Annotated in this window: 12 protein-coding genes; 8 read left to right on the forward strand and 4 right to left on the reverse strand. The window is 71.2% G+C overall.

Translation table 11 applies throughout. From position 1 onward, the window contains the following. Positions 1-162: 162 nt before the first annotated feature. Positions 163-531 (reverse strand): hypothetical protein, encoded by a 369-nt coding sequence (locus tag WMF43_RS40000; protein WP_437673138.1) that lies wholly within the window; start codon positions 529-531, stop codon positions 163-165. Between the two features lie 321 nt (positions 532-852). Between WMF43_RS40000 and WMF43_RS40005 the strand changes: the two genes are divergently transcribed. The 5 genes from WMF43_RS40005 (at position 853) to WMF43_RS40025 (ending at position 7,969) form a co-directional block, all read left to right on the forward strand. Beyond that, positions 853-2,670 (forward strand): chloride channel protein, encoded by a 1,818-nt coding sequence (locus WMF43_RS40005; protein ID WP_437673140.1) that lies wholly within the window; start codon positions 853-855, stop codon positions 2,668-2,670. Positions 2,671-3,011: 341 nt separating this feature from the next. Further along, positions 3,012-3,479, forward strand: coding sequence for a response regulator (locus WMF43_RS40010; RefSeq protein ID WP_437673142.1), 468 nt, complete (start codon positions 3,012-3,014; stop codon positions 3,477-3,479). Between the two features lie 86 nt (positions 3,480-3,565). Further along, positions 3,566-5,179, forward strand: a complete 1,614-nt coding sequence (locus tag WMF43_RS40015) for a circularly permuted type 2 ATP-grasp protein (RefSeq protein WP_437673143.1) — start codon at positions 3,566-3,568, stop codon at positions 5,177-5,179. Then, positions 5,176-6,204 (forward strand): alpha-E domain-containing protein, encoded by a 1,029-nt coding sequence (locus tag WMF43_RS40020; protein WP_437673144.1) that lies wholly within the window; start codon positions 5,176-5,178, stop codon positions 6,202-6,204. Before WMF43_RS40015 ends, WMF43_RS40020 begins: the two co-directional genes overlap by 4 nt. Positions 6,205-6,226: 22 nt before the next feature. Further along, positions 6,227-7,969 (forward strand): class II glutamine amidotransferase, encoded by a 1,743-nt coding sequence (locus WMF43_RS40025; protein WP_437673145.1) that lies wholly within the window; start codon positions 6,227-6,229, stop codon positions 7,967-7,969. A gap of 39 nt (positions 7,970-8,008) precedes the next feature. On the opposite strand, the gene WMF43_RS40030 is transcribed toward WMF43_RS40025, so the two are convergent. Together WMF43_RS40030 and WMF43_RS40035 are read right to left on the reverse strand one after the other, a co-directional pair. Continuing rightward, entirely contained in the window at positions 8,009-10,156 is a 2,148-nt protein-coding gene (locus WMF43_RS40030; protein ID WP_437673146.1) for a glycosyl hydrolase, read from the reverse strand. A 233-nt stretch (positions 10,157-10,389) separates the two neighbouring features. After that, on the reverse strand, positions 10,390-10,980 hold the full coding sequence (locus WMF43_RS40035) for a peroxiredoxin (protein ID WP_437673147.1): 591 nt from the start codon (positions 10,978-10,980) through the stop codon (positions 10,390-10,392). A gap of 612 nt (positions 10,981-11,592) precedes the next feature. On the opposite strand from WMF43_RS40035, the gene WMF43_RS40040 reads away from it, so the two are divergent. Further along, entirely contained in the window at positions 11,593-12,777 is a 1,185-nt protein-coding gene (locus WMF43_RS40040; protein WP_437673148.1) for a thiolase family protein, read from the forward strand. Further along, entirely contained in the window at positions 12,774-13,754 is a 981-nt protein-coding gene (locus WMF43_RS40045) for an MBL fold metallo-hydrolase (RefSeq protein WP_437673149.1), read from the forward strand. Before WMF43_RS40040 ends, WMF43_RS40045 begins: the two co-directional genes overlap by 4 nt. A gap of 27 nt (positions 13,755-13,781) precedes the next feature. On the opposite strand, the gene WMF43_RS40050 is transcribed toward WMF43_RS40045, so the two are convergent. Then, positions 13,782-14,666: a hypothetical protein gene (locus WMF43_RS40050; protein WP_437673150.1), complete on the reverse strand. Its 885-nt coding sequence runs from the start codon at positions 14,664-14,666 to the stop codon at positions 13,782-13,784. Positions 14,667-15,173: 507 nt separating this feature from the next. Between WMF43_RS40050 and WMF43_RS40055 the strand changes: the two genes are divergently transcribed. Beyond that, positions 15,174-21,923, forward strand: a complete 6,750-nt coding sequence (locus WMF43_RS40055; protein WP_437673151.1) for an RHS repeat-associated core domain-containing protein — start codon at positions 15,174-15,176, stop codon at positions 21,921-21,923. Positions 21,924-21,937 lie beyond the last annotated feature (14 nt).

Consider the following 21,937-nt stretch of genomic DNA (forward strand, 5'->3'; position numbering starts at 1 on the left):
CGCCCAGCCTAGTCCATGACGTGAGTACGCCGGCAAGGGAATTGTTCATCCACACACCGGGCGCATCGCCGCACGCGACGCGCAGAAGGCGAGCAATTCCGTGAGAAACCACGGGGCCAACCCTGGGCCGGGCCACGCGATGCGCCGCGCCGCGGTCCATGCTCAGCGGGCGCCGGATCCTTGCTGGACATGCCAGCCACGGCGCTCCTCCGCGTCCGCGCCGAGGAAGCCGATCCGCCCGGATCGCTCCAGGGCATCGACGAGGTCCTCCGCTTCGAGCTGCGAGAGGTCAAAGCGATCGCAGAGCACGTCCCGGAACTGCGTCTTGCCCTGCACGTAGTCGGCGTCGACCAGGGGGCCGAGCACGGCCGCGAGGGTCTCGGCGGCCAGCTCCAGGGTCAACGCGGGCGTGACCACCGTCTCGGCGGCCGTGCGGACGCTCTCGTCCGTGGTCTGGACGGCCGCGTCGCCCACCGCCACGTTCTCGTCCCCCGTGACGGGGGTGCCGTACTCGACAGGGTTCGGATCCATCGCCATGCCTCCAACCTGGCCACCCCCGACGATCCCGGGGTCCGGCGCCCGCGCCGGGCGGCCCTTCACGCACATGGGGCGGGAGGGGCAGGAACGGAAGCCGAACGGAAGCCGAGGCCGCAGGGCCCCTCCAAGAGAATGTCGAGCCCAGCCGTGGTTTCGGCGGGCACGCCGCGGGGAGATCGGAGACACTAGGCCCGCGTTCGGCCCGTCGTGCGCTGGGGGAGCACCGGCCCACGAGGAAAGATGTCGCCCCCGGAGGACCTACCTTCTCGCCCCAGCCGCCTGGCGATACGCACGCCGCTCCCCAGGCCGCAGGGGTTGATCGCGTTCCAGCTGGTCGGGCGGGTGCTGCTCCACGCCATCCTCGTCGGCGTGGCCGCCGGCATCGTCGGCTCGTTGTTCTTCGCCGCCCTCGAGCTCGCCGAGCACGAGCTCCTCCTCTCCCTCACCGGCTACGTGCCGCTCCGCGCGCGCGGCGAGGCGGTGTTCAGCGGCGCGGACGGCGGGCCGTTCCGCCCCTGGCTCGTGTGCGTGTTGCCCGCGCTCGGCGCCCTCGCCGGCGGCCTGCTCACCACGAAGCTCGCGCCGGAGACCGGCGGCGGCGGCGGCAACGCCTTCATCGAAGCGTTCCACCACAAGGGCGGCGCCATGCGCAAGCGCGTCCCGCTGGTGAAGGCGTTCGCGTCGATCTTCACGCTCGGCTGCGGCGGCTCCGGCGGGCGCGAGGGGCCGACCATGCAGATCGGCGGCGCGATCGGCTCGATCATCGCGCGCGGCCTCCGCGTGGGCACGCGCGAGCGGCGGATCCTGCTCATCGCCGGCGCGGCCGCGGGCATGTCGGCGGTGTTCAGGACGCCGCTCGGGGCCGCGCTCCTCGCCGTCGAGGTGCTGCACCGCGACGACTTCGAGGCCGACGCGCTCGTGCCCTCCATCCTCGCGAGCGTCGTCTCCTACTCGGTCTTCATCTACTTCTTCGGCGAGTCGACCCTCTTCGCGCACGCGCCCCGCTACCCGTTCGTCCCGTCCCACCTCCCCCTCTACGCCGCGCTCGCGGTCATCGTGTCGCTCGTGGCCGCCCTGTTCCTCCGGACGATGCACACGGTGGAGCACACCGTCCGCCAGATCGCGCTGCCGTCGTGGGCGAAGCCCGCGCTCGGCGGGCTCGCGCTCGGCCTGCTCGTGACCCCGATGCTCATGCTCCTCGGGTCGCGCTTCGACCGGCCGGGGCAGGGGTTCGGCATGCTGGGCGCGGGCTACGGCGCGGCCCAGATCGCGATCACCGGCGCCACGTGGATGCCGGCCGGGTGGACCGCGGTGCAGCTGCTGCTCGTGCTGCTCGCCACGAAGATGGTCGCGACCGCCTTCACCGTCGGCTCCGGCGGCAGCGCGGGCGACTTCGGCCCCTCCCTCGTCATCGGCGCGCTCACCGGCGGGGCCTTCGGGCGCGCGGCGGAGCTCCTGCTCGGCGACCCGCGCATCGATCCCGGCGCGTTCGCGCTCGTCGGCATGGGCACGTTCTACGGCGGCATCGCGCACGTGCCGATCGCCTCGCTCGTCATGGTCTGCGAGCTCGCCGGCAGCTACGACCTGCTCGTGCCCCTGATGCTCTGCGAGGGCATCGCCTTCGTGGCGCTCCGGCACAGCACGCTCTACCGCGCGCAGGTCGCGACGAAGCGCGAGTCCCCGGCCCACAAGGACGATCTCATCATCGACGTCCTCCGCAGCATCCGCGTCGCCGACGTCGTGATCCAAGGCCGTCCGTTCGTGTCGTTCGAGGCGCGCACCCCCGCCTCCAGCGTCGTCGAGCGCATCGCGGCCTGCGAGTGGCAGGACACCTTCCCGGTGCTCTCCGAGGACGGCAAGGTCATCGGCACCGTCGACGTGGAGATCCTGCGCACCACCGCGACGGCCCCCGAGCTGTCCGGGTTCGCGATCGCGCACGACCTGATGACGACCCCCGCCTCGGTCAGCGAGACGGACGACCTGCACCGCGCGCTCCAGGTGCTGCTGGACCACGGCGTGCGCGAGCTGCTCGTCACCGACGGCGACGGCAAGATCGTCGGCTTCCTCGACGAGTCGGACGTCACCCGCGCCTACCACGAGGCGACGGCGCGCCTCGAAGGTGCGGCGCAGTAGGGCGCCCTCGCGCCGCCGTGCCCGCGTCCGCCCGAGCGGAGCACTTTCCCCGCGGGGGACGCAAGTTTCCGACATCGCTCCCCGCCCCGCGCGGGACGCCGCCGCGGGGACGCCCGGGCTTCAGCCCCGCGCGGCGCCGCGCGGCCACGCGCGGATGTCCCGGTCGCGAACGGCGGCCCATCGCGTCACCGGCGCAATCGGCTCACGCGAAGCCGTCCGCGGTTTCGGGAGTCTCCTGAGCTCCCAATCTTGGATTCCACGCAGCGACGGAACGAAATGCGTGGTGGATACTCTGGCTCGTCCCTGGAATTCAGTCCGGTGAGCGCGCAGGGGAGAAGAGCATGCTGGTCGATACCTTCGGAGGTCGGACGGTGCGGCGCAACGCTGAGGTACGGTCACGCTCGAGCGCGCCGAACAGCCGCGCCAAGCTCGTGGTGGTCGTCGACGATGAGCCGAGCATCCAGGAGGTCGTGAGCATGATCCTGGAGAGCGAGGGGGGCTACGAGGTGCGCTGCGCGTCGAACGGCGAGGAGGCGCTCGCGCTGCTCGACCAGATCGCGCCCCCCGATCTGCTCGTCGTCGACATCATGATGCCGATCATGGACGGCTGGGGTCTGATCACGGCGCTCCGGCACAACGAGAAGACGGCGCGGATACCGGTCATCGTCTCCTCCGCGTCGTCGAAGCACGACGCGGCGAGCCTCGGTGTCGCGCGCGTGCTCCCGAAGCCGATCGACTACGACGCGTTCCTGGCCGCGGTCGACGAGCTCACGCGCTGTCGGGAGCTCGAGCGCCTCGACGCCGAGTAGCCTCTCGGAAACACGGCGGAAACGCGCACTCGATCCGCGCACTCGATCGTGGACCTAGAGGGGCTCGAAGCGGTAGCTTCGAGCCAGTGTTGCAAGAGATCCCGGGTGCCGGCCTCTTCGCCGGCTACACACCACTCCCCGGCGCCTACGACGAGCTGTTCGGTCCCGACGGCGCCCCTCGACCCGAGTTCCTGCGCACCGCAACGCTCCTCGGCGCGCTCACGCCGAGCGAGTTCGCGCGCGCGCAGCAGCTCGCAGAGATCGCCCTGCTCAACCAGGGCGTCACGTTCTCGGTCTACGCGGACCAGCGCGGCGCGGAGAAGATCTTCCCGCTCTGCCTCATGCCCCGGATGCTCTCCGCCGCGGCGTGGGCGCACCTGGAGCGGGGGCTGGAGCAGCGGGTCCGCGCGCTCGGGATGTTCCTCGACGACGTCTATGGCGAGCAGCGCATCCTCAAGGAGGAGCGCGTCCCGCGGGACCTCGTGCTCGGCTCCGGCCAGTACCTGAAGCGGATCCACGGCCTCGCGCCGCCGGGCGGCGTGCGCATCCACATCGCCGGCGTCGATCTCATCCGCGATCCGGACGGCACGTTCCGCGTGCTCGAGGACAACCTCCGCACGCCGTCCGGCGTCTCCTACGTCCTCGAGAACCGGCTCATCAGCAAGCGCGTGCTGCCGCACCTGCTCGACAAGGCGCGCGTCGAGCGGGTCGACCACTACCCCGCCCGGCTCGCCGAGACGCTGCGCTCGGTGTCGCCCGTGAGCCCGGGCAGCACGAGCGCCGTCGTGCTCACGCCGGGGCCGTACAACTCCGCCTACTTCGAGCACAGCTTCCTCGCCCGCACGATGGGGCTCGAGCTCGTGCAGGCGCCCGACCTCTTCGTCGACCAGGACCAGGTCTTCGTCCGGACGACGCGCGGCCCGCGGCGGGTCCACGTCATCTACCGCCGCACGGACGAGGCGTTCCTCGATCCCGAGGTCTTCCGCCCGGACAGCCTGCTCGGCGTGCGTGGCCTCATGCGCGCCTACGCCGCGGGCAACGTCGCGCTCGCGAACGCGCCCGGCAACGGCGTCGCCGACGACAAGGCCGTGTACCCGTTCGTGCCGGAGATGATCCGCTACTACCTCGGCGAGGAGCCGATCCTCGAGCAGGTCCCCACCTACCTCTGCATGCGCGACGACGACCGCCGCTACGTGCTGGAGCACCTCGAGGAGCTGGTCGTCAAGGCGGTGGACGAGGCCGGCGGCTACGGCATGCTGATGGGCCCCCAGTCGACGGCCGCGCAGCGGGAGGAGTTCCGCGCGCGCATCCAGGCCACGCCGCGCCGTTACATCGCGCAGCACCGGGTCGAGCTCTCGACGAGCCCGACCTGGGACCCGGCCACGAGGAGCGCGGTCCCGCGCCGGCTCGACCTCCGCCCCTACGTGCTGACGGGCCGCGACGGCTCGTGGGCGCTCCCCGGCGGGCTCACGCGCGTCGCGCTCGTGGCCGGCTCCTACGTCGTCAACTCGAGCCAGGGCGGCGGCTCGAAGGACACGTGGGTGCTGAAGAGCGCGGGCAACGGCGCGCAGCGCCCCCCATCGATACAGTCGCAGTCGCAGTCGCAGTCGCAGTCCCAGTCGCAGAGCTCGGGCGGGGCCGCGGGAGGCGCGCCGCCCTCGGACGCGGCCTCCGGGTCCGCGACGACGGAGGCGCCATGATCTCGCGCGTCGCCGATCACTGCTTCTGGCTCGGCCGCTACCTCGAGCGCACCGAGAGCGTCGCCAGGATCCTCGCGGTCACCCAGAACCTCGCGCTCGACGCCGAGCTCTCGCCGACCCAGTGCTGGCTGCCGGTGGTCATCGTCGCCGGGCAGAAGGCGCACTTCGTCGACGCCCACGGCGAGGACGCGGCCGCCGACGGCGAGCTCGTGCAGCGCTACATGAGCCTCGACGAGGACAACGCGACGAGCCTCCGCCGCTCGAGCTCCGCCGCGCGGTGGAACGCGCGGTCGATCCGCGAGGTCGTCAGCCTCGAGGTGTGGGAGACCGTCAACGAGCTGCACCTCTGGATGAGCAGCGAGGCGGCGCAGGAGGAGTTCAGGTCGAGCCGCTACGCCTTCTACCGGCGCGCCCGGAGCCTCACGCAGCTCTGCCTCGGGCTCACGCAGAACACGATGCTGCACGACACGCCGCTCGATTTCATCTGGCTCGGCGTGCTGCTCGAGCGGGTCGGGCAGACCGCGCGCACGCTCGACGTGCACCACCACGCCCTGACCAACCTGCCGCGCCCCTCGGCCGACGAGGCGCCGCAGGGCGGCCTGGAGAAGCGGCACCGGGTCGTGGAGACGGCGCTCTGGCTGTCGCTCCTCCGCGCCTGCTCCGGGTTCGAGCCGTTCATGAAGCTGAACCAGGGGCAGGTGAACGAGCGGGCCGTCGCCCAGTTCCTCCTCTTCGAGCCCCGCTTCCCGCGCTCGATCCGCCACTGCGTCCACGCCGCGTTCGCGCGGCTCTGCGAGATCCGCCCGCCGGACAGCGCCACGCTCCCCGGCGGCGAGAGCCTCACGCGGCTACATCTCCTACATCAGTGGGTGTCCGACAGGGCCACCGAGCCGTTCGATCCGCTCGCCGTGCACGCGGCGCTGACCCATGTGGTCGACGAGACCTCCACGATCTGCGACGGTATTGGTCGCGAGCTGCTCGGGTACGGGCCGCCGGACAGCAGTCCCTCCGCCACGAGCCAGTAGCGCGCAGCAGCCGAACCAGAACATGCCCAATCTCCTCGCGATGTCGTTCGAGGGCGAGCTCGCCCCGTGCTTCGATCTCACGTGCCTGCGCCCCGGCGGCAAGCTGCCCGACGGCTGGGGCATCGGCTACTACCCGGGCGGGGAGCCGAGCGCCTCGGTGCTCAAGGAGCCCGCGCCGCCGCAGGGGAGCATCCGCAGCGAGCTCGTGAAGGCGTGGGAGCACCTCGAGTCGTCGCTGCTCGTGCTCCACATCCGCACGGCGACGTGGGGTTCCATCAACGACGCCAACACGCAGCCGTTCAGCCGGAGCTGGGGCGGGCGCGACTGGCTGTTCGCGCACAGCGGCAGCCTCGTCGACCGGATCGAGGTCGATCCGAAGTCGCTCTTCCAGCCGGTCGGCTCGACGGACACGGAGCTCATCCTGTGCGAGCTCCTGCGCTGGATGGCGTCGGAGGGGCTCCGGAGCATCGGCGACATCGACCCGCGGGTGCTGCGCGACTGGTTCGACGAGATGAACGAGCACGGCCCGCTCACCTCGGTCCTGGCGGACGGCCGGGATCTCGTCGTCTACGCGGATCGCGACCGCGAGGGCGACGCGTTCCTGTGGGAGGTGCTGCCGCCGTACGAGCGCCTCGCGTTCGGCGACGACGACCTCGAGGTCGATCTCACCCGCCGCGGGGTCAAGAGCAGGAAGGGCGTCATCGTCTCGTCGGAGGAGCTCAAGGTCCACGCGGGCCCGCAGGCGGCGTGGACGCGGGTCCCGCCGGGGCACCTCGTGGTGCTCCGGCAGGGCGCGCTCCGGGCGACGGTGTCGCCGCGCACGGACAAGCGCGGGCCGTCGCCGTCGACGCCGCCGCTCTCGTCGCGCCCGATCCGCCGGCCGACGCACGCGTCCGTCCGCCGCTTCAACGTGGTGCACCGCACAGCGTACCACTACGCGACCGCGGTGGAGCGCAGCACGCACCTCCTGCGGCTGACGCCGGCGCACGATCGGCTGCAGTCGCTGCTCCGCAACGAGCTCCACCTGTCGGTCGAGGGCCAGCAGCGCGACTACGAGGACGTGTTCGGCAACCGCGCGCGGCGGGTGCTGCTCGACACGCCGTTCACCGAGCTCATCATCGAGTCGAGGTCGCAGGTGGAGCTGCTCGACACCGATCCGCTGAGCTTCCGCCCGCTGCGCGCGCGGTCGACGATCCCGCTCGTGTGGATGCCCTGGCAGCGCCAGGTGCTGCAGCCGTTCCTCCTGCCGCCGGAGCTGGCGGAGAGCGAGCTCGCGGAGCTCATCGAGTATGCGATGACGTTCGTCGAGCGGAACGACTACGACCTTCTGGACACGCTGCTCGACCTGAACGCCTCGATCTTCGAGGAGTACGAGTACAAGCAGGGTGCGACGAACCTGTTCACGACGGCGTTCGACGTCTACGCGAACCGCCGCGGCGTGTGCCAGGACTTCACGAACCTGTTCATCTGCCTGACGCGGCTGCTCGGCGTGCCGTCGCGTTACGTGTGCGGCTACATCTACACGGGGCCGAAGCACGAGAACCAGCGGCAGAGCGAGGCGTCGCACGCCTGGGTGCAGGTGTACCTGCCGGAGATCGGGTGGAAGGGCTTCGACCCGACGAACGGGGTCCTGACGCAGACCGAGCACATCCGCGTCGCGGTCGGCCGCAACTACGTGGACGCGACGCCGACCTCGGGCACCATCTTCGTCGGGGGTGGGGCGGAGCGCCTCGAGGTCGACGTGCGGGTCGAGCCGACCGAGTGATCGAGGGAGAGGAAGGGTGGCTCTGGGCCGGTCAGGCGCTCAGGGCCGCGTCGCGATCCAGTAGAGCAGCGCGGTGCGGCTGAGGCCGTCGTCGAGCTCCGTCTGGGCCGCCGCCGCCTCCCAGGCGGCTTCCTTGTCGAGGATCGCCTGCGCCGCGATCAGGGGGGTGTTCCAGGGCACCGGCTCAGGCTTGACGGCCTGCTCCATCAAGGGCCACGCGTCCTCGATCCACTGCTCCGAGAGGAGCGACTCCGAGATGGGCGTGAGCGGGAGGATCTGGCTGCCATAGACGTACGCGGGGTCATCCCCGAGCCGCGTGGCGAACTCGGCCTTCGTGGACCAGAGGACGCCAACACCGCGGTTGTCGCGGAACGGCTCGCCGTAGATGGTGCTCTGCGCGGTGACCTGCCAGTAGGTCTGCGCGGAGGCCGTCTCCACCGCGAGGAGCAGCCGGCCGAGGTTCTTCACGTCCTTGTTGCCGATCGCGTCGCCGAGGAGCTGCACGCTGTACCAGGCGTTGACCGCCTCGGACGTGGACTCCTGGCTGCGGCCGTCCGCGGACGGGAACAGCCCGGAAGCCCAGGAGTGGCCCCGGAACCAGTCCACGTGGCGGAACGGCGTGAAGTGATTGTCCTTGTTGCTCGGGTTGGCGATGTCCCGGACGAGCCAGAGCGCCTTGTCCGCGTAGCCCTCGCGCCACGCCTCGTCGCCCTTCGCCAGGACGGCCGCGGCGTAGAGCAGGTAGCCGTACTGGGAGTGGTGATCGTTGTAATACCCCTGGCCGGAGTCGACGTCCGGGTCGGCCACGCCGCTCGTCGTCACGATGCCGCCCCAGGTCTTGTCGTAGACGAGGGGATTGCCGTTATCGCCGTCGAGCCACGCGTTGACGAACGGCTTGAGCCGCTCCCTGAGCTCCTCCGCGATCTCCGCCTTGCCGACCTCCTCGGCGATCTGCGCGAGGCGCGCGAGCTTCGCGAGCTGCTTGCCCCCGAAATAAGGATCCGTGTCGGCGACCGTCGGATCCGGCTCGAAGTCGCTCTCTTCCTGGAGCGCCGTCACGATGTCATCGCCCCACTTGTCCGCGGCGCGGCGCGGCGCGTTCCACTCGATGGTGCTGAGCGGGTACACGAGCTCCCAGCGCGATCCGTTGACGCCCGTCATCCGGCCGATCGCGGTCTGGTACGAGATCTCGGCGGGCTTGGCCTTGTCGAGGTGCGCCGCGTGGTGCGGCAGGGCCAGGGTGAGGAGGTCGCCCTCGCCCTGCGTCTTCCAGGCGAAGCTCACCGCGGCGGTATCCTCGGTGATCGAGGCCTCGACGTCGCCGCCCACGGGGATCACGGCGGCGTGTTTGTCGAGCACGTCCGCGGAGTCGGGGCCGGACACGAGGGCCACGCGGAGCGAGCCCTCGTAGGCGACGCCGGCGTCGGCCGTCAGCGAGAGCGCGTCCCACTCGAGGCTGATCGCGGGAGACGCGTAGAGGAGCCACGTCTGACCGTTGTTGAGCGAGATCTCGAATCGCTCGCCCTCGACGACGGCGGGGCTCGTGGACTCGCCGTTGACCGCGATGATCGACACGCCCTCGCCGGCGAGCACGGAGGGGGCGAGCCCCTCGTAGAACGCCGTCACGTACGGCATCCCGTACACGATCGGGGCCGTCATGGTGCCGGCGTCCGCCGTCCACTCGACGGTGACCGACAGGAGGTCGGAGGACCTGATCGCGCGTCCGGTGATGGGCTGGCGCACGCTGAGCTGCAGCTGCGACACGTCGGGCGTCGCGACCGCTTTGCGGTCCACCGCGAGCTCCGGGCGGGAGATCGACAGGCTCTGGCCGAGCGCCTTGAGGTCGTACGGCGAGGCGTTGATGCGCTGATTGCCGTCGCCGAGCACGAGGTTCATCCAGGGGGCGTTCGTGGGGTACGGGGCGTCCAGCCCGGCCAGGGCGGGGTTCGGTTCGCTCGTGTGCTCCACCTCGGCGAAGCCCGGCGCCCCCGTCGAGAGCGGCTTGCTCCGGTCGAGCTCCCACGTCTCGACCGGGACGCCGCCGGTGCCGCCGGTGCCGCCGCCGGCGCCGCCTCCGCCTTCGTTGCTGGTGACCGGGGGCGGCTTGTCGTCCGCGCCGCAGGCCGCGATCGCGGCGAGGCAGCCAAGCCAGGTCAACGTCCGCAGTATCGGGTGTCTTAGCATCATGATCCCTACTCCCTCGCGCTCCGGCGCTCATCGTTCCATCCGACGCGAGTCGGCATGAGAGACGAGCCGTGGTGATATGGCAAATTCACCGATCGAGAAGCGACGGCTCAGGATTGTTTCACGAAGCGCCGGACCCGTCCAGCGTGGAGCGCGCTTCGTCGGGCCCCTCCGACGACGGAGACGACGCATGCCTCGATTCGGCTAGGTCGTTGTCAGTCGGGTCAGGAGTCCCCTTATCGGGGCTTGGCAGCGGTCTTTGACGGCGTCTTCACGGCGGCTCGCTTGGCCGGCGCCTTCGCCGAGGCCTTCGCAGGCGCCTTCGCCGAGGCCTTCGAAGGCGCCTTCGCCGCGGGCGCGGGGGCGCCGGCGCCGCGCACGAGCGCGAGCACCGCGTCGGCGTGCCCGTCGACCTTCACGCTGCCGAAGACGTGCTTGATCACACCGTCGGGGCCGATGATGAACGTGCTCCGGATCGTGCCCATCACCTTCTTGCCGTACATCGACTTCTCGCCGTAGGCGCCATAAGCGTCGTGCGCGGCGAGATCCGGATCGCTGAGGAGCGGTACCGCGAGTTCGTACTTGTCCCTGAACTTCCGGTGTCGTTCGACGGAGTCGCGGGAGACGCCCAGGACGACGGCGCCGGCCTCGGCGAACGCGCTCATGGCGGCGGAGAAGGCCTGGGCCTCCCGCGTGCAGCCGGGCGTGTCGTCCTTCGGGTAGAAGTAGAGAACGACCGTCTTGCCCCGGAGACCGGAGAGGCTCACCTTCCCGCCTTGGTCGCTCTCGAGGGAGAAGTCCGGGGCACGGTCGCCTGCATTCAACATCGCTCGCTCGCTCCTTGTCGTGGAGAGGCGCGGAGGACTGACCTCCTCGGCCTCGCGGCGGGCACGATACACGCGGCCAGGGCGGGGCACCACAAAGGCTCGGTCGCCCGGCGCTGAGGCGCCCGGCGCGCGGCGCCCTGGTCGGCCTCGGCCGGGTCCGAGGCCGCGAATCGAAGCGGCCGGCGCGGCCCGTTCGAGGGCGAATGCGCCGCCGTGGTCCCGCGGATCACATCCACGCCCGCGAGGTCCCGAGACCACGAGCAGCCGCTCGCCGAGGAGCGCGTCCAGGACAGCCGCGCACGCGCGCTCGATCGCGGCGCGCCGGGATCGCGGCGTCGGACAGGCGAGCTCGCCCGGCAGACCGGCGGACGGCGGCGAGCACGCGCGGCGTGGCGAGCGCGCGCGGCGTGGGCGAGCACGCGCGGCGTGGGCGAGCGCGCGCGGCGTGGGCGAGCGCGCGCGGCGTGGGCGGTGCTGTAAGGCGGCGCGCAGACGGCGGCGAGCGCCGCGGCCAGGCTTGCCCTGACCGGTCGCACGAGGTACCAAAGCGGGACTCGCAAGACGCATTGGGCGTCATCGAAGGAGTCGGCGCCGGCGCCGCTGGAGGAAACCATGACCCTACCCGTCCCCGTGTACATCGTCGCCGCGGCCCGGACGCCCATCGGCGCGTTCCAGGGCGCGCTCTCGCCCCTCTCCGCGCCCCGCCTCGGCGAGGTCGCCATCCGCGCGGCCCTCGAGCGGGCGAAGCTCGCCCCCGATGCGGTCGAGGAGGTCTTCTTCGGCAACGTCCTGTCCGCCGGCATCGGCCAGGCGCCCGCCCGGCAGGCGGCCATCTTCGCCGGCATCCCGCACAAGGTCCCGGCCACCACGGTGAGCAAGGTCTGCGGCTCGGGCCTCCAGGCCGTGATCCTCGGCGCGAAGACGGTGGCGGTCGGCGACGCGGACATCGTGGTCACCGGCGGCATGGAGTCGATGTCCAACGTGCCTTACTACCTCCCGCAGGCGCGCTCGGGCTACCGCATGGGCGACGGCAAGCTCGTGGACGGCATGATCCACGACGGCCTCTGGGACCCGTACGGCAACTTCCACATGGGCGTCGCGGGCGAGGCGTGCGCGAAGGAGCACGGCTTCTCGCGCGAGGCGCAGGACGAGTACGCGAAGGAGAGCTTCCGCCGGGCGCTCGCGGCGCAGCGCGAGGGGCTCTTCGCCGCGGAGATCGCGCCGGTCTCGGTCCCGCAGAAGAAGGGCGACGCCGTCGTGGTAAAGGACGACGAGGGCCCGCCGGCCGGCAAGCCCGAGAAGTTCGCGTCGCTCAAGGCGGCCTTCCAGAAGGACGGGACGATCACGGCCGCCAACGCCTCGTCGATCAACGACGGCGCGTGCGCGGTCGTGCTGGCGAGCGAGCGCGCCGTCAAGCAGCACCAGCTGACGCCGCTCGCGCGGCTCGTGGGTTACGGCGGCGCCGCGCAGGCGCCGGAGTGGTTCACCACGGCGCCGGCCGCGGCGATCGCGAACACCACGAAGAAGCTCGGCCTGACGCCGGACCAGATCGACCTCTTCGAGGTGAACGAGGCGTTCGCGGTGGTGGCGCTCGCGGTGAACAAGCTCGCCGGGATCGACGCCCAGAAGGTCAACGTGCGCGGCGGCGCGGTCGCGCTCGGCCACCCGATCGGGGCGAGCGGCGCCCGCATCCTGACGACGCTGCTCTTCGCGATGAAGGACCGGAACGCGAAGCGCGGCCTCGCGACGCTCTGCATCGGCGGCGGTGAAGCGCTCGCGGCCGTCGTGGAGCGGTGATCCGGCCGCGCGCCATCGCCCGCGGCGTGGAGTCCTTCGCGGCGCGCACGCCGACGCTGCCGCCCGCCACACACACGAACAGCTACGCGCTCGGCGGCGGTGAGGTGCTGCTCGTCGAGCCGGCCACGCCGTACGAGGACGAGCGCCGCGAGTGGCTCGCGTGGGCGCGCGGCTTCGCCTCCCAGGGGCGGACGCTCGTCGCAATCGCGGTGACCCACCACCACGCCGACCACGTGGGCGGCGCGCGCTTCTTCGCGGCCGAGCTCGGCCTGCCGGTCTGGGCCCACGCCGAGGCGGCGCCGCGGCTCCGCGACGTGCCGATCGCGCGCCGCCTCGAGGACGGGGACGTCGTGCGGCTCGGCGGGGCGGAGCCGAAGGAGATCCGGGTGCTCCACACGCCGGGGCACGCGCCGGACCACCTCTGCTTCCTCGACGAGGCGGAGGGCGCGCTGGTCGTCGGCGACATGGTGGCCGGCGTGGGGACCATCCTGATCGACCCCCGGGAAGGCGACATGGCGGTGTACCTCGCGCAGCTCGGGCGGCTGGCGTCGCTCGGCGCGCGCGTCGCGCTGCCCGCGCACGGCGAGCCGAGCGACGCGCCGGAGGAGCTCTTCCGGCGCACCGTTGCGCACCGGCTGGCGCGCGAGGCGCGGGTGCTCGAGGCGCTCGGCGCGGCGGGCGCAGGGGGCGCGGCGAGCGCAGGGGGCGCGGCGGGCGCAGGGGGCGCGGCGAGCGCAGGGAGCGCGGCGGGCGCAGGGGGCGCGGCGAGCGCAGGGGGCGCGGCGAGCGCAGGGGGCGCGGCGGGCGCAGGGGGCGCGACGCTGGAGGAGCTCCTGCCGGTCGCCTACGCCGACACGGCGCGCCTGCTCTGGCCGCTCGCGCGGCTGAGCCTGGAAGCCCACCTGATCAAGCTGGAGCGCGAGGGAAAGGCGCTGCGCCGCGAGGACCGATGGCGAGCGGCGCCAGAAGGCGGCTGATCCGCGCGCGGGCTCGTTGTCGCGAGCTCACAGGGGCAGCGGCGGGTCGACGAGCGGCGCGTCGGCCTTCGGCGCGTCGACCTTCTTCTTCGCCCGCCGCGCGGCCTCGGCGCGGCGCCGCCGCTCATAGGCGCTCGTCACCTCGCGCACGATGTCCGGGCGGTCCCGGAACACGAACCGCGCCGCCGCGCGCACCGCCGACATCCGTGCGAGCAGGAGCCCGATCACCTTGTTGCGCAGGCCGAGGGCCTCGCGCGCCCGCTCGCTGAGCCCGGCGGCCTCGGTGGGGTGCGCCCGGAGCGCGGCGGCGAGTTCCTTGGCCTCGTCGAGCATGGCCGCGTCGAACCCGCCGAGGCCGTCCATCGCCTCGCGGTGGGGCGCGGCGAGGGCGGCATAGTCGTCGAGGGCCAGCGCGAGCGCGTCGGCGGTGGCCGGGTCGTCCGCGTGGACCTGTTCGAGCCGCGCGAGCCTCGCGTCGTTCTCGTCCTCGACGCCGTCGTCGAACAGCCATTCTAGCGTCGCGGTAATCTCGTCGAGGACGACCTGCCCGCGCTCGAAGGGGCTCGCCTTCTTCGGGTCGACCACGAGCAGGTAGCGCGTGCCCGCCTCCACGGCGGCGCGCTGGAGCGAGAGGATCTCCTCGCCTGTCTTCGCCGTGAGCAGACTCCCCTTCTTCTTGTTCGCCGCCATCTCGAGGCCGCGGCGCACCACCTTCCCGTCCTTCACCTCCGGCTTCCAGTAGGCCTTGTGGAACTTCGCGACGTCGACCGCTTCACCGAACAGCACATGAATGGGCACCGAGATGGATAGACCCGTGTCTCCCGGAAAGGCGAGCGCCTCAGCCGTCCACAGGTCGAGATCGGTCTTCGTTTTAGGCATCGGAATCTCCTGATGTGCCGGGGGATGATTCATGGGGAGTTGGCTTCGCCCCAAGCCGCCCTAATTAACGGGCAACGTCGACGACGGCAAGAGCGCTCGACCGGAAGGCGTGAGGAGAGCAAGAATGCGGCGGCAGCGACGTCGCACCGCTGTCCAGGAAGCGAGCTGCGGTGTCCAGGAAATGGGGGAGCGCCGTCCAGGAAATGGGGGGCGCTGTCCAGGAAATGGGGAACGCCGTCCAGGAAATGGGGGGCGCTGTCCAGGAAATGGGGAGCGCCGTCCAGGAAATGGGGAGCGCCGTCCAGGAAATGGGGAACGCCGTCCAGGAAATGGGGGGCGCCGTCCAGGAAATGGGGGGCGCCGTCCAGGAAGCAAGCGTATGAACGGCGGCGTCCTGGAAGCGGCCCGGCGTGCGTGGGTCATGCCGCGGGCACGGCATGGCGCGCACACCGGGAAGCTGGCCGACGAAGGCGCTCAATCCGGGCCGTCGCTTGACACGAAAGGTCGAGCCGTGCGCTGCTGCGCGCAAGGGAGGCCGCGATGGCGCCGGTTCCGCGACAGGTTGTGCGGGCGTTGATCCCGCTCTTGATGTTCGTGACCTGCGTGCTCGCGCAGGCGGGGTGCACGTGCATGTCCGAGCCTCCGCCGATGCGTCCTCACGTCATCATCGCCTGCCGGACGCGCGACCCGGGCGAACCGCCGCGAGCCGGCCACACGCCGGGGGTTCCGACCGTCGCTGCAGGCGCCGCCCCGGGGAGCTTCTCCGTCTCGAGCACGGGTGAAGCGACGTACGTCATGCCGCTGATCGCGGTTCCCGGGCGCGCCGGCGTGGAGCCACGGCTCGCGCTCGCCTACGACAGCGCCGCCGGAGAGGGCGTCCTTGGGGTGGGGTTCTCCATCGCCGGGTTGCCCGCGATCGCTCCTTGCCCCAAGAACCGCGCGCAGGACGCCGAGATCCGCGCGGTGGCGTACGACGGCGACGACGCGCTATGCCTCGACGGAAAGCGCCTCGTCGCCGTGGAACGAGCGCCGGGCGCCGTCGAGTACAGGACTTTGCCCGACACGATGGTCAAGGTGGTCGGGCATTACGATGCAGAAGGGAACGCGCCCGCCGAGGCGCTCTCCTTCGAGGCGCACCTGCCGTCGGGGCTCGTCATCGAGTACGGTCGCAGCGAGAGCAGCCGGCCGCTCGCCCTCGGCAGCGCCCCGCGGGCGTGGCTCGCGACCAAGGCGCGCGACGGCCGCGGCAACGCCATGACGTACGATTACTGCGTCGCGGAGGCCGAGGAGGGCTTCGCGGCGGAGTACGCGATCGACGAGATCCGGTACACGAGCTTCGAGGGCGAGCCGGCGCTCGACCCCTCGCGGGCGGTGCGGTTCGTGTACGCCATGAAGGAGCCGGCCGAGGTCCGCAGGCGTTATGCGGGCGGCATGGCGCTCCAGAGCTCGCTGCGCCTCGACGAGATCCGGATGCTCGGCGCGGGCGACACGCTGGTGCGGCGTTACGCGCTCCGCTACGAGGCGAGCCCGACGACGCGGCGGACGCTGCTCACGCAGGTCGAGGAGTGCGCGGGCGACGGCGTCTGCAAGCCGCCCACGCGATTTCAGTACAGCCGCGGCCAGACCGGGTTCAAGCGGATCGCGACGGACGTACTTAAACCCACGTCCGATCGGGCCAGCCCGATGCTCGCGGACATCGACGGGGACGGGCTCGACGACCTCGTGGTGCCGGATACAAACCCGGCGCTCAGCACGCCGTCCAATCCGATCACCGACTGGCACGTCGCGCGCAACCTTGGACCGACGGCGTCTCCGGCCTACCTGGGCCCGGCGACGCTGGCCTTCTCCGAGGAGTGGCCTGTCGTCGCCGAGCCGCTGGGGACCGCGGATCCATCGACGCTCCAGCCGGAGCTCGGGACGGCGGTGGACTACGATCAGGATGGCCGCACGGACCTCCTGCTCCATGACGTCTACGGCACGCGCGACACCTTGCTCGTGCTCCTGGGCCGGCCGGATCGGACGTTCGAGGTCCACGACACCGGCATCCGCCGGCCCTTCCCGCTCCGCGGCGCCCGCGAGCCGCCGGTCCTGCGCAGCCCCGGGGGCTCGGTGCACCTTGCGGATGTGGACGGCGACGGCGTATCCGATCTGATCCTGTGTGAGGATCACGGCCAGGGATTGACGGAGACCCCGTTCGATCCGGAGTGGACCGTCCACCTCTGGAAACCCGCGCGCGGCGCGGGTTCTGTGGGCTTCGACGTGGCGGGGGAGCGGATCGCGCCGCTCGACGGCACCCTCTGCGACACGGAGCTTCACACCGTCGATCTCGACGCCGACGCCAAGGTCGACCTGGTCGTCCCGTTCGTGCTGACTAGCGGCGGCGAGGAGAGGATCCTCGCCGCGACGTATTCCGCGCTCAGCCGCCGGCATGACGGGAGCTGGGCGGTGATCGACACCGAGCTGCCCACGCTGGCTGTGGGCGGCCGCGTCGTGTTCCTCGACGTGAACGCCGACGGCCTGCCCGATGCCGTCGAGTCCGGCTTCAGCGATGCCGCGCTCCGCACGTACGTGAACACGGGGCCGACCTTCGTGGACTGGCCGACCCGGAGCCTCCTGGATCTGAGCCTCGGCAATCTGCTCGGCATTCCCGATCAAGACCGGTTCTTCCCGCTCGCCGTGCCGCTGGACTATGACGGCGACGGGAGGCAGGATGTCCTCATGCCTGTTCCTCCAGGCATGCTGCCGGGCTCATCGCTCGACTTGCCCTCCTGGGCCATCTTGCGGGCGACCGGCGATGAGGCGGGATCGGCGTTCACGCTGGTCGATCCGCAGATCCCGTTCGAGGCGCGGGTCGGGGAGGCCACGACTCTCGCCGATCCGCGCGGGCCGCGCGTCGGAGACCTCAACGGCGACGGGGCGCAGGACGTGGTGTTGCTGGTCGGTGGCGTGTTCACGATCTTCCAGAACCTCGCCGCCGACCAGGATCTTCTCGTCGCGGTCTCCGACGGGATGAACACGCACGAGCCGAGCGAGGCGGGGTTCGTGCCGAATGTGAGCGTGTCGTACGGGCACCTCACGGATGTGTCGGTCACGAACGACCTGGATGCGGGGCATCCGGAGCGGGAGGGCCTGCTCTACGTTGCGCGGGACGACGCGGCGAACGGATGCGAGTATCCGCGCCGCTGCGCGGTGGGGCCGAGGCGGGTCGTCAGCGGCTATGGCCTCGATAACGGCGCCGATCGGTCGCGGCGGTTCGAGGTGCGCTACCGCGACGGGCGCTACCACCGGCTCGGGCGCGGGTTCCTCGGGTTCGGCGAGCGCGTCGTGGTCGAGGTCGACACCGGGGCGGCGGCGGCCGAGCGCTACGACAACGTGACGTTCGATGAGGAGCTCCAGGTCTTTCCGTTCGTGGGGCAGGTGGAGCACGAGCGGCGCTGGGTTCCGGGGCTGCCGGGCCAGCCCAGGCCGGACCAGATCGAGATGTCGTTCCTCGACGTGGAGCGGGAGCTGGTGCCGACGAGCGAGGGCGCCAGCTACTTCACGCTCGCGACCGAGCGCCGGTTGCGGCGGGCGCAAGGGGTCTATCCGCCGGAGAGCGGTGAGGAGATCACGGCCCGGGCGTATGTCGACCAGGTCGAGCGCGGCGGCGGCGACCACGACGCGACGATGTTGCGCGACTCGGTCGCGACGGTGACGGACTTCGATGCGTTCGGCAACGTGCGCGGCGAGGAGGTCTCTTCCCGGGGGGTCGACCTGACGCTGGAGGTCAAGCGCACGTACAAGAACGACACCGAGCGGTGGGTGCTCGGGCAACTCCAGACGGAGGAGGAGTGCAGCGCCGCAGCGGGGCGCGCGCAGTGCCGCACGCTCGCGCGGACGACGACGGTCTACGGAGAGGTCGAGACAGAGTCGATCGACAGCGACGAGGGCATTGCGGACACGAAGCTCGACCTCGTGTACGCGCGGGACACGTTCGGGAACATCACGGGCGTGACGGCGGAGGACGCGTTCGGGCACCACCGGTCGTGGAGCACGGAGTACGACGCCGAGGGGCTCTTCCCGGAGAAGCACGTGAACCCCGAACGCCACACCACGCGCGTCGACTACGATCTCGATCTCGGGGTGCTCGTCAGGCTCGAGGATCCGAACGGGCTCGTGACCGAGCGCAAGCACGACGGCTTCGGCCGGCTCGGGCTGGAGGTGCGGCCGGACGGCACGCAGACGACGGTCGCGCTCTCGCGCACCAAGGACGGTGGGCCGGCGGGAGATGCGTGGCGCTTGACCCAGCGGACCACGACCGCCGGCGGCGCCGACGACGAGGTCGAACTCGACAGCCGTGGAAGGCCCATCCGGTGGTGGTGGCACGGGCCTTCCGCGGAGGGCGCCCAGGAGGCGCCGCCGCGGCTCATGCAGGAGATCGCCTACGACGCGCGCGGCGAGCACATCGCGCGGCGCTCGGTGCCGGTGCGCGAGGGGACGCCGGAGCGCGACATGCTCTACGACGTCTACGAGCACGACGCGGTCGGCCGGGAGGTGCGGCACACGACGCCGTGGAAGGCGGTGGTGGAGAGCGAGTACGACGCGCTGCGGGTCCGGGTAACCGATGAGCTGGATCATGTGACCGTGGTCGAGAAGGACCCGCTGGGACGAGCGGTGACGGTCACCGACGCGGCGAGGGGCGTCACGCGTTATGAATACGGCCCGTTCGGGGAGCTCACCACGGTCACCGATCCAGGCGGCGCAACCACGACCACGGCGCACGACGCGTTCGGCCGCGTCCGGCGGCGCGACGATCCGGATCGGGGCACGACGGTCGTCACCAACGACGGCTTCGGGGAGGTCATCACAAGCGCCGACGCGCTCGGGCGGGTGACGACGTTCGCGTACGACGGGCTCGGGCGCACGACCTCGCGCCTGGACGAGCACGGCACCGAGCGGCGGACGACCACGTGGACCTGGGATACGGCGGAAAACGGCATCGGCAAGCTCGAGACGCTCGCGAGCCCCGATGGACAGAAGGCGTATACCTACGATGAAGACGGCAAGCTCGAGACCGTGACGCTCCGCATCGATGGGGAGCGCGCGGCCCTGAAGAGCAGGCTTGACTATGACGATTTCGGTCGTGTCGAGGCCATCACCTACCCCGCGCCGGCCGGCGCGGCGCCGTTCGTCGTGGCGCACGAGCATGATCCGTACGGCCACGTGATCGCCGTCCGCGACAGCGCGACCCGCTCGGCTTACTGGCGTCTGACCGACGTCGACAACGCGGGCCGCTTCCGCGAGGAGGCGTTCGGCAACGGCGTCGTCACCGAGCGGAGCTACTACGCGGACAAGCAGCGGCTGAGGAGCGTGCTCACCCAGAGCGGCCAGAGCGGCGCGGACGCGGTGCAGGACCTGGACTACGGCTACGACGACCGGCTGCACCTGACGCGGCGCACCGACGCGCGCCAGCCGCAGCACCGGCACGAGCGCTTCCGCTACGACGCGCTCGAGCGGCTGACGTGCGCGTACTTCGGCGCCGCCGATAACGCGTCGGCGCCGTGCGAGCTCAGCTACGACTACGCGCCGAACGGCAACCTCCTCTCCAAGTCGGACGTCGGCGAGCTGCGCTACGACGACCCGCTGCACCCGCACGCCGTCACCGGCGAGGGCACGGCGACGAGCCGCTTCAGCTACGATGCCGTCGGCAACCAGATCGCGCGCCCGAGCGACGTGACCGTGCGCTACACGCCCTTCGACCTGCCGGAGAGGATCACGCAGGGCGCGAGCACCGTCACGTTCGCCTACGACGGCGACCAGCAGCGGATCCACAAGACCACGCCGGACGAGGAGACGCTCTACTTCGGCGACCTGTACGAACGGGTCACCGAGGCGGCTTCGGGGCGGGCCGAGCACCGGTATTACGTCCATTCACCGGAGCGGGTGGTGGCGCTCGTGACCCGCGGCGGCGAGGAGCCGGGCACGCGGTACGTGCACGTCGACCACCTTGGCTCGGTCGACGCGCTCACCGACGAGGACGGCGCCGTGGTCGAGCGACGGAGCTACGACCCGTTCGGCCAGCGGAGAGACCCGGTGTGGGGACGGCCGCCGCCGGCGTCGTTCGCCAGCACGACGACGCGGGGGTTCACCGGGCACGAAGGCGATGACGAGCTCGGGCTCGTCAACATGAAGGGCCGCGTCTACGATCCGCGGGTCGGGCGGTTCTTGACCACCGATCCGATCGTGCAAGCGCCGCTCTCCGGTCAGAGCTGGAACCCGTACAGCTACGTGCGCAACAGCCCGCTCAGCTACGTGGATCCGAGCGGGTTTCAGGCGGAGTATGAGAGGCCGCCAATCGATCCCGAATACCACAAGGATCCCGAGGTGCAGAGGATTCAGGGGTCCGGATGCTGGGGGATCGAATGCAGCCATCCATTTTATCACCGGGCAGAAAGCCCATCGATAGAAGGCTCGCGCGAGGCCGCGGAGGTCGGCGCGGCAGCGGCGCCCGTCGACGTGGGCACGACCGGCACCTCGTCCGGGCACATGCCGCAGCCGACGACCACCGCGCCGGAGCACGCGGGCGCGGGCGGCGTGGCCACCCTCGTTGGCCAGGGCATGCTGGGCGTGGCGGAGGGCACGCGCGACGTCGGGGTGGGCATCGGGCGGCTGCTCGTGCTCAACGCGCTGACGCTCGGGATCTACAGCGGCTACGAGTTCGCCGACGCGATGTGGAGCGGCTTCGAGGAGGACGGGCTCTTCGGCGCCGTGAACGCCGTGAACCCGCTCTACCACATCGGGCGGGGCGGCGCGGATACGGCGCTCGCGATCGGCCGGGAGGATTACCGGGCGGCGGGCGCGGCGGGGACCAAGACGCTGTTCCTGGCGGCGGCCACCGTCTTCGGCGCGGGGAGGGGGCTCGCGGCGGTGGAGGAGTCGGCGATCGCGGCGGGGGCCACGAGGAGTGGAACCTACGGAGCCTTGAGAGCCGCTGGTGTCAAGGACGCCCACCACTTGATTCAAGACGCCGCTGTTCGAGAGCTGCCGGGATATAGCCGCAGCGCAGCTCCCGCCGTTGAGCTCCCCGGGCCATCGACGCGAACAGGAACGCCGCACCATGCAGCAACACAGGTTCAGCGCCAGCCCGGCGGCGGGACCTATGGAGCGGAGCGTCGCATCGGATACAAGGCACTCAGACGCGCAGGATTGTCACCGAGCGAGGCGCGTGCGCAAATTGAGGCTGCGGACAACTATTTTTGCTCGCTCGGGGTCACTCCAGAAACCCTTACGAGAATCCCTGGCAACCGATAACCACAGACACGACA

This window comes from Sorangium sp. So ce131 (genome assembly GCF_051519095.1).
Classification (GTDB): domain Bacteria; phylum Myxococcota_A; class Polyangia; order Polyangiales; family Polyangiaceae; genus Sorangium.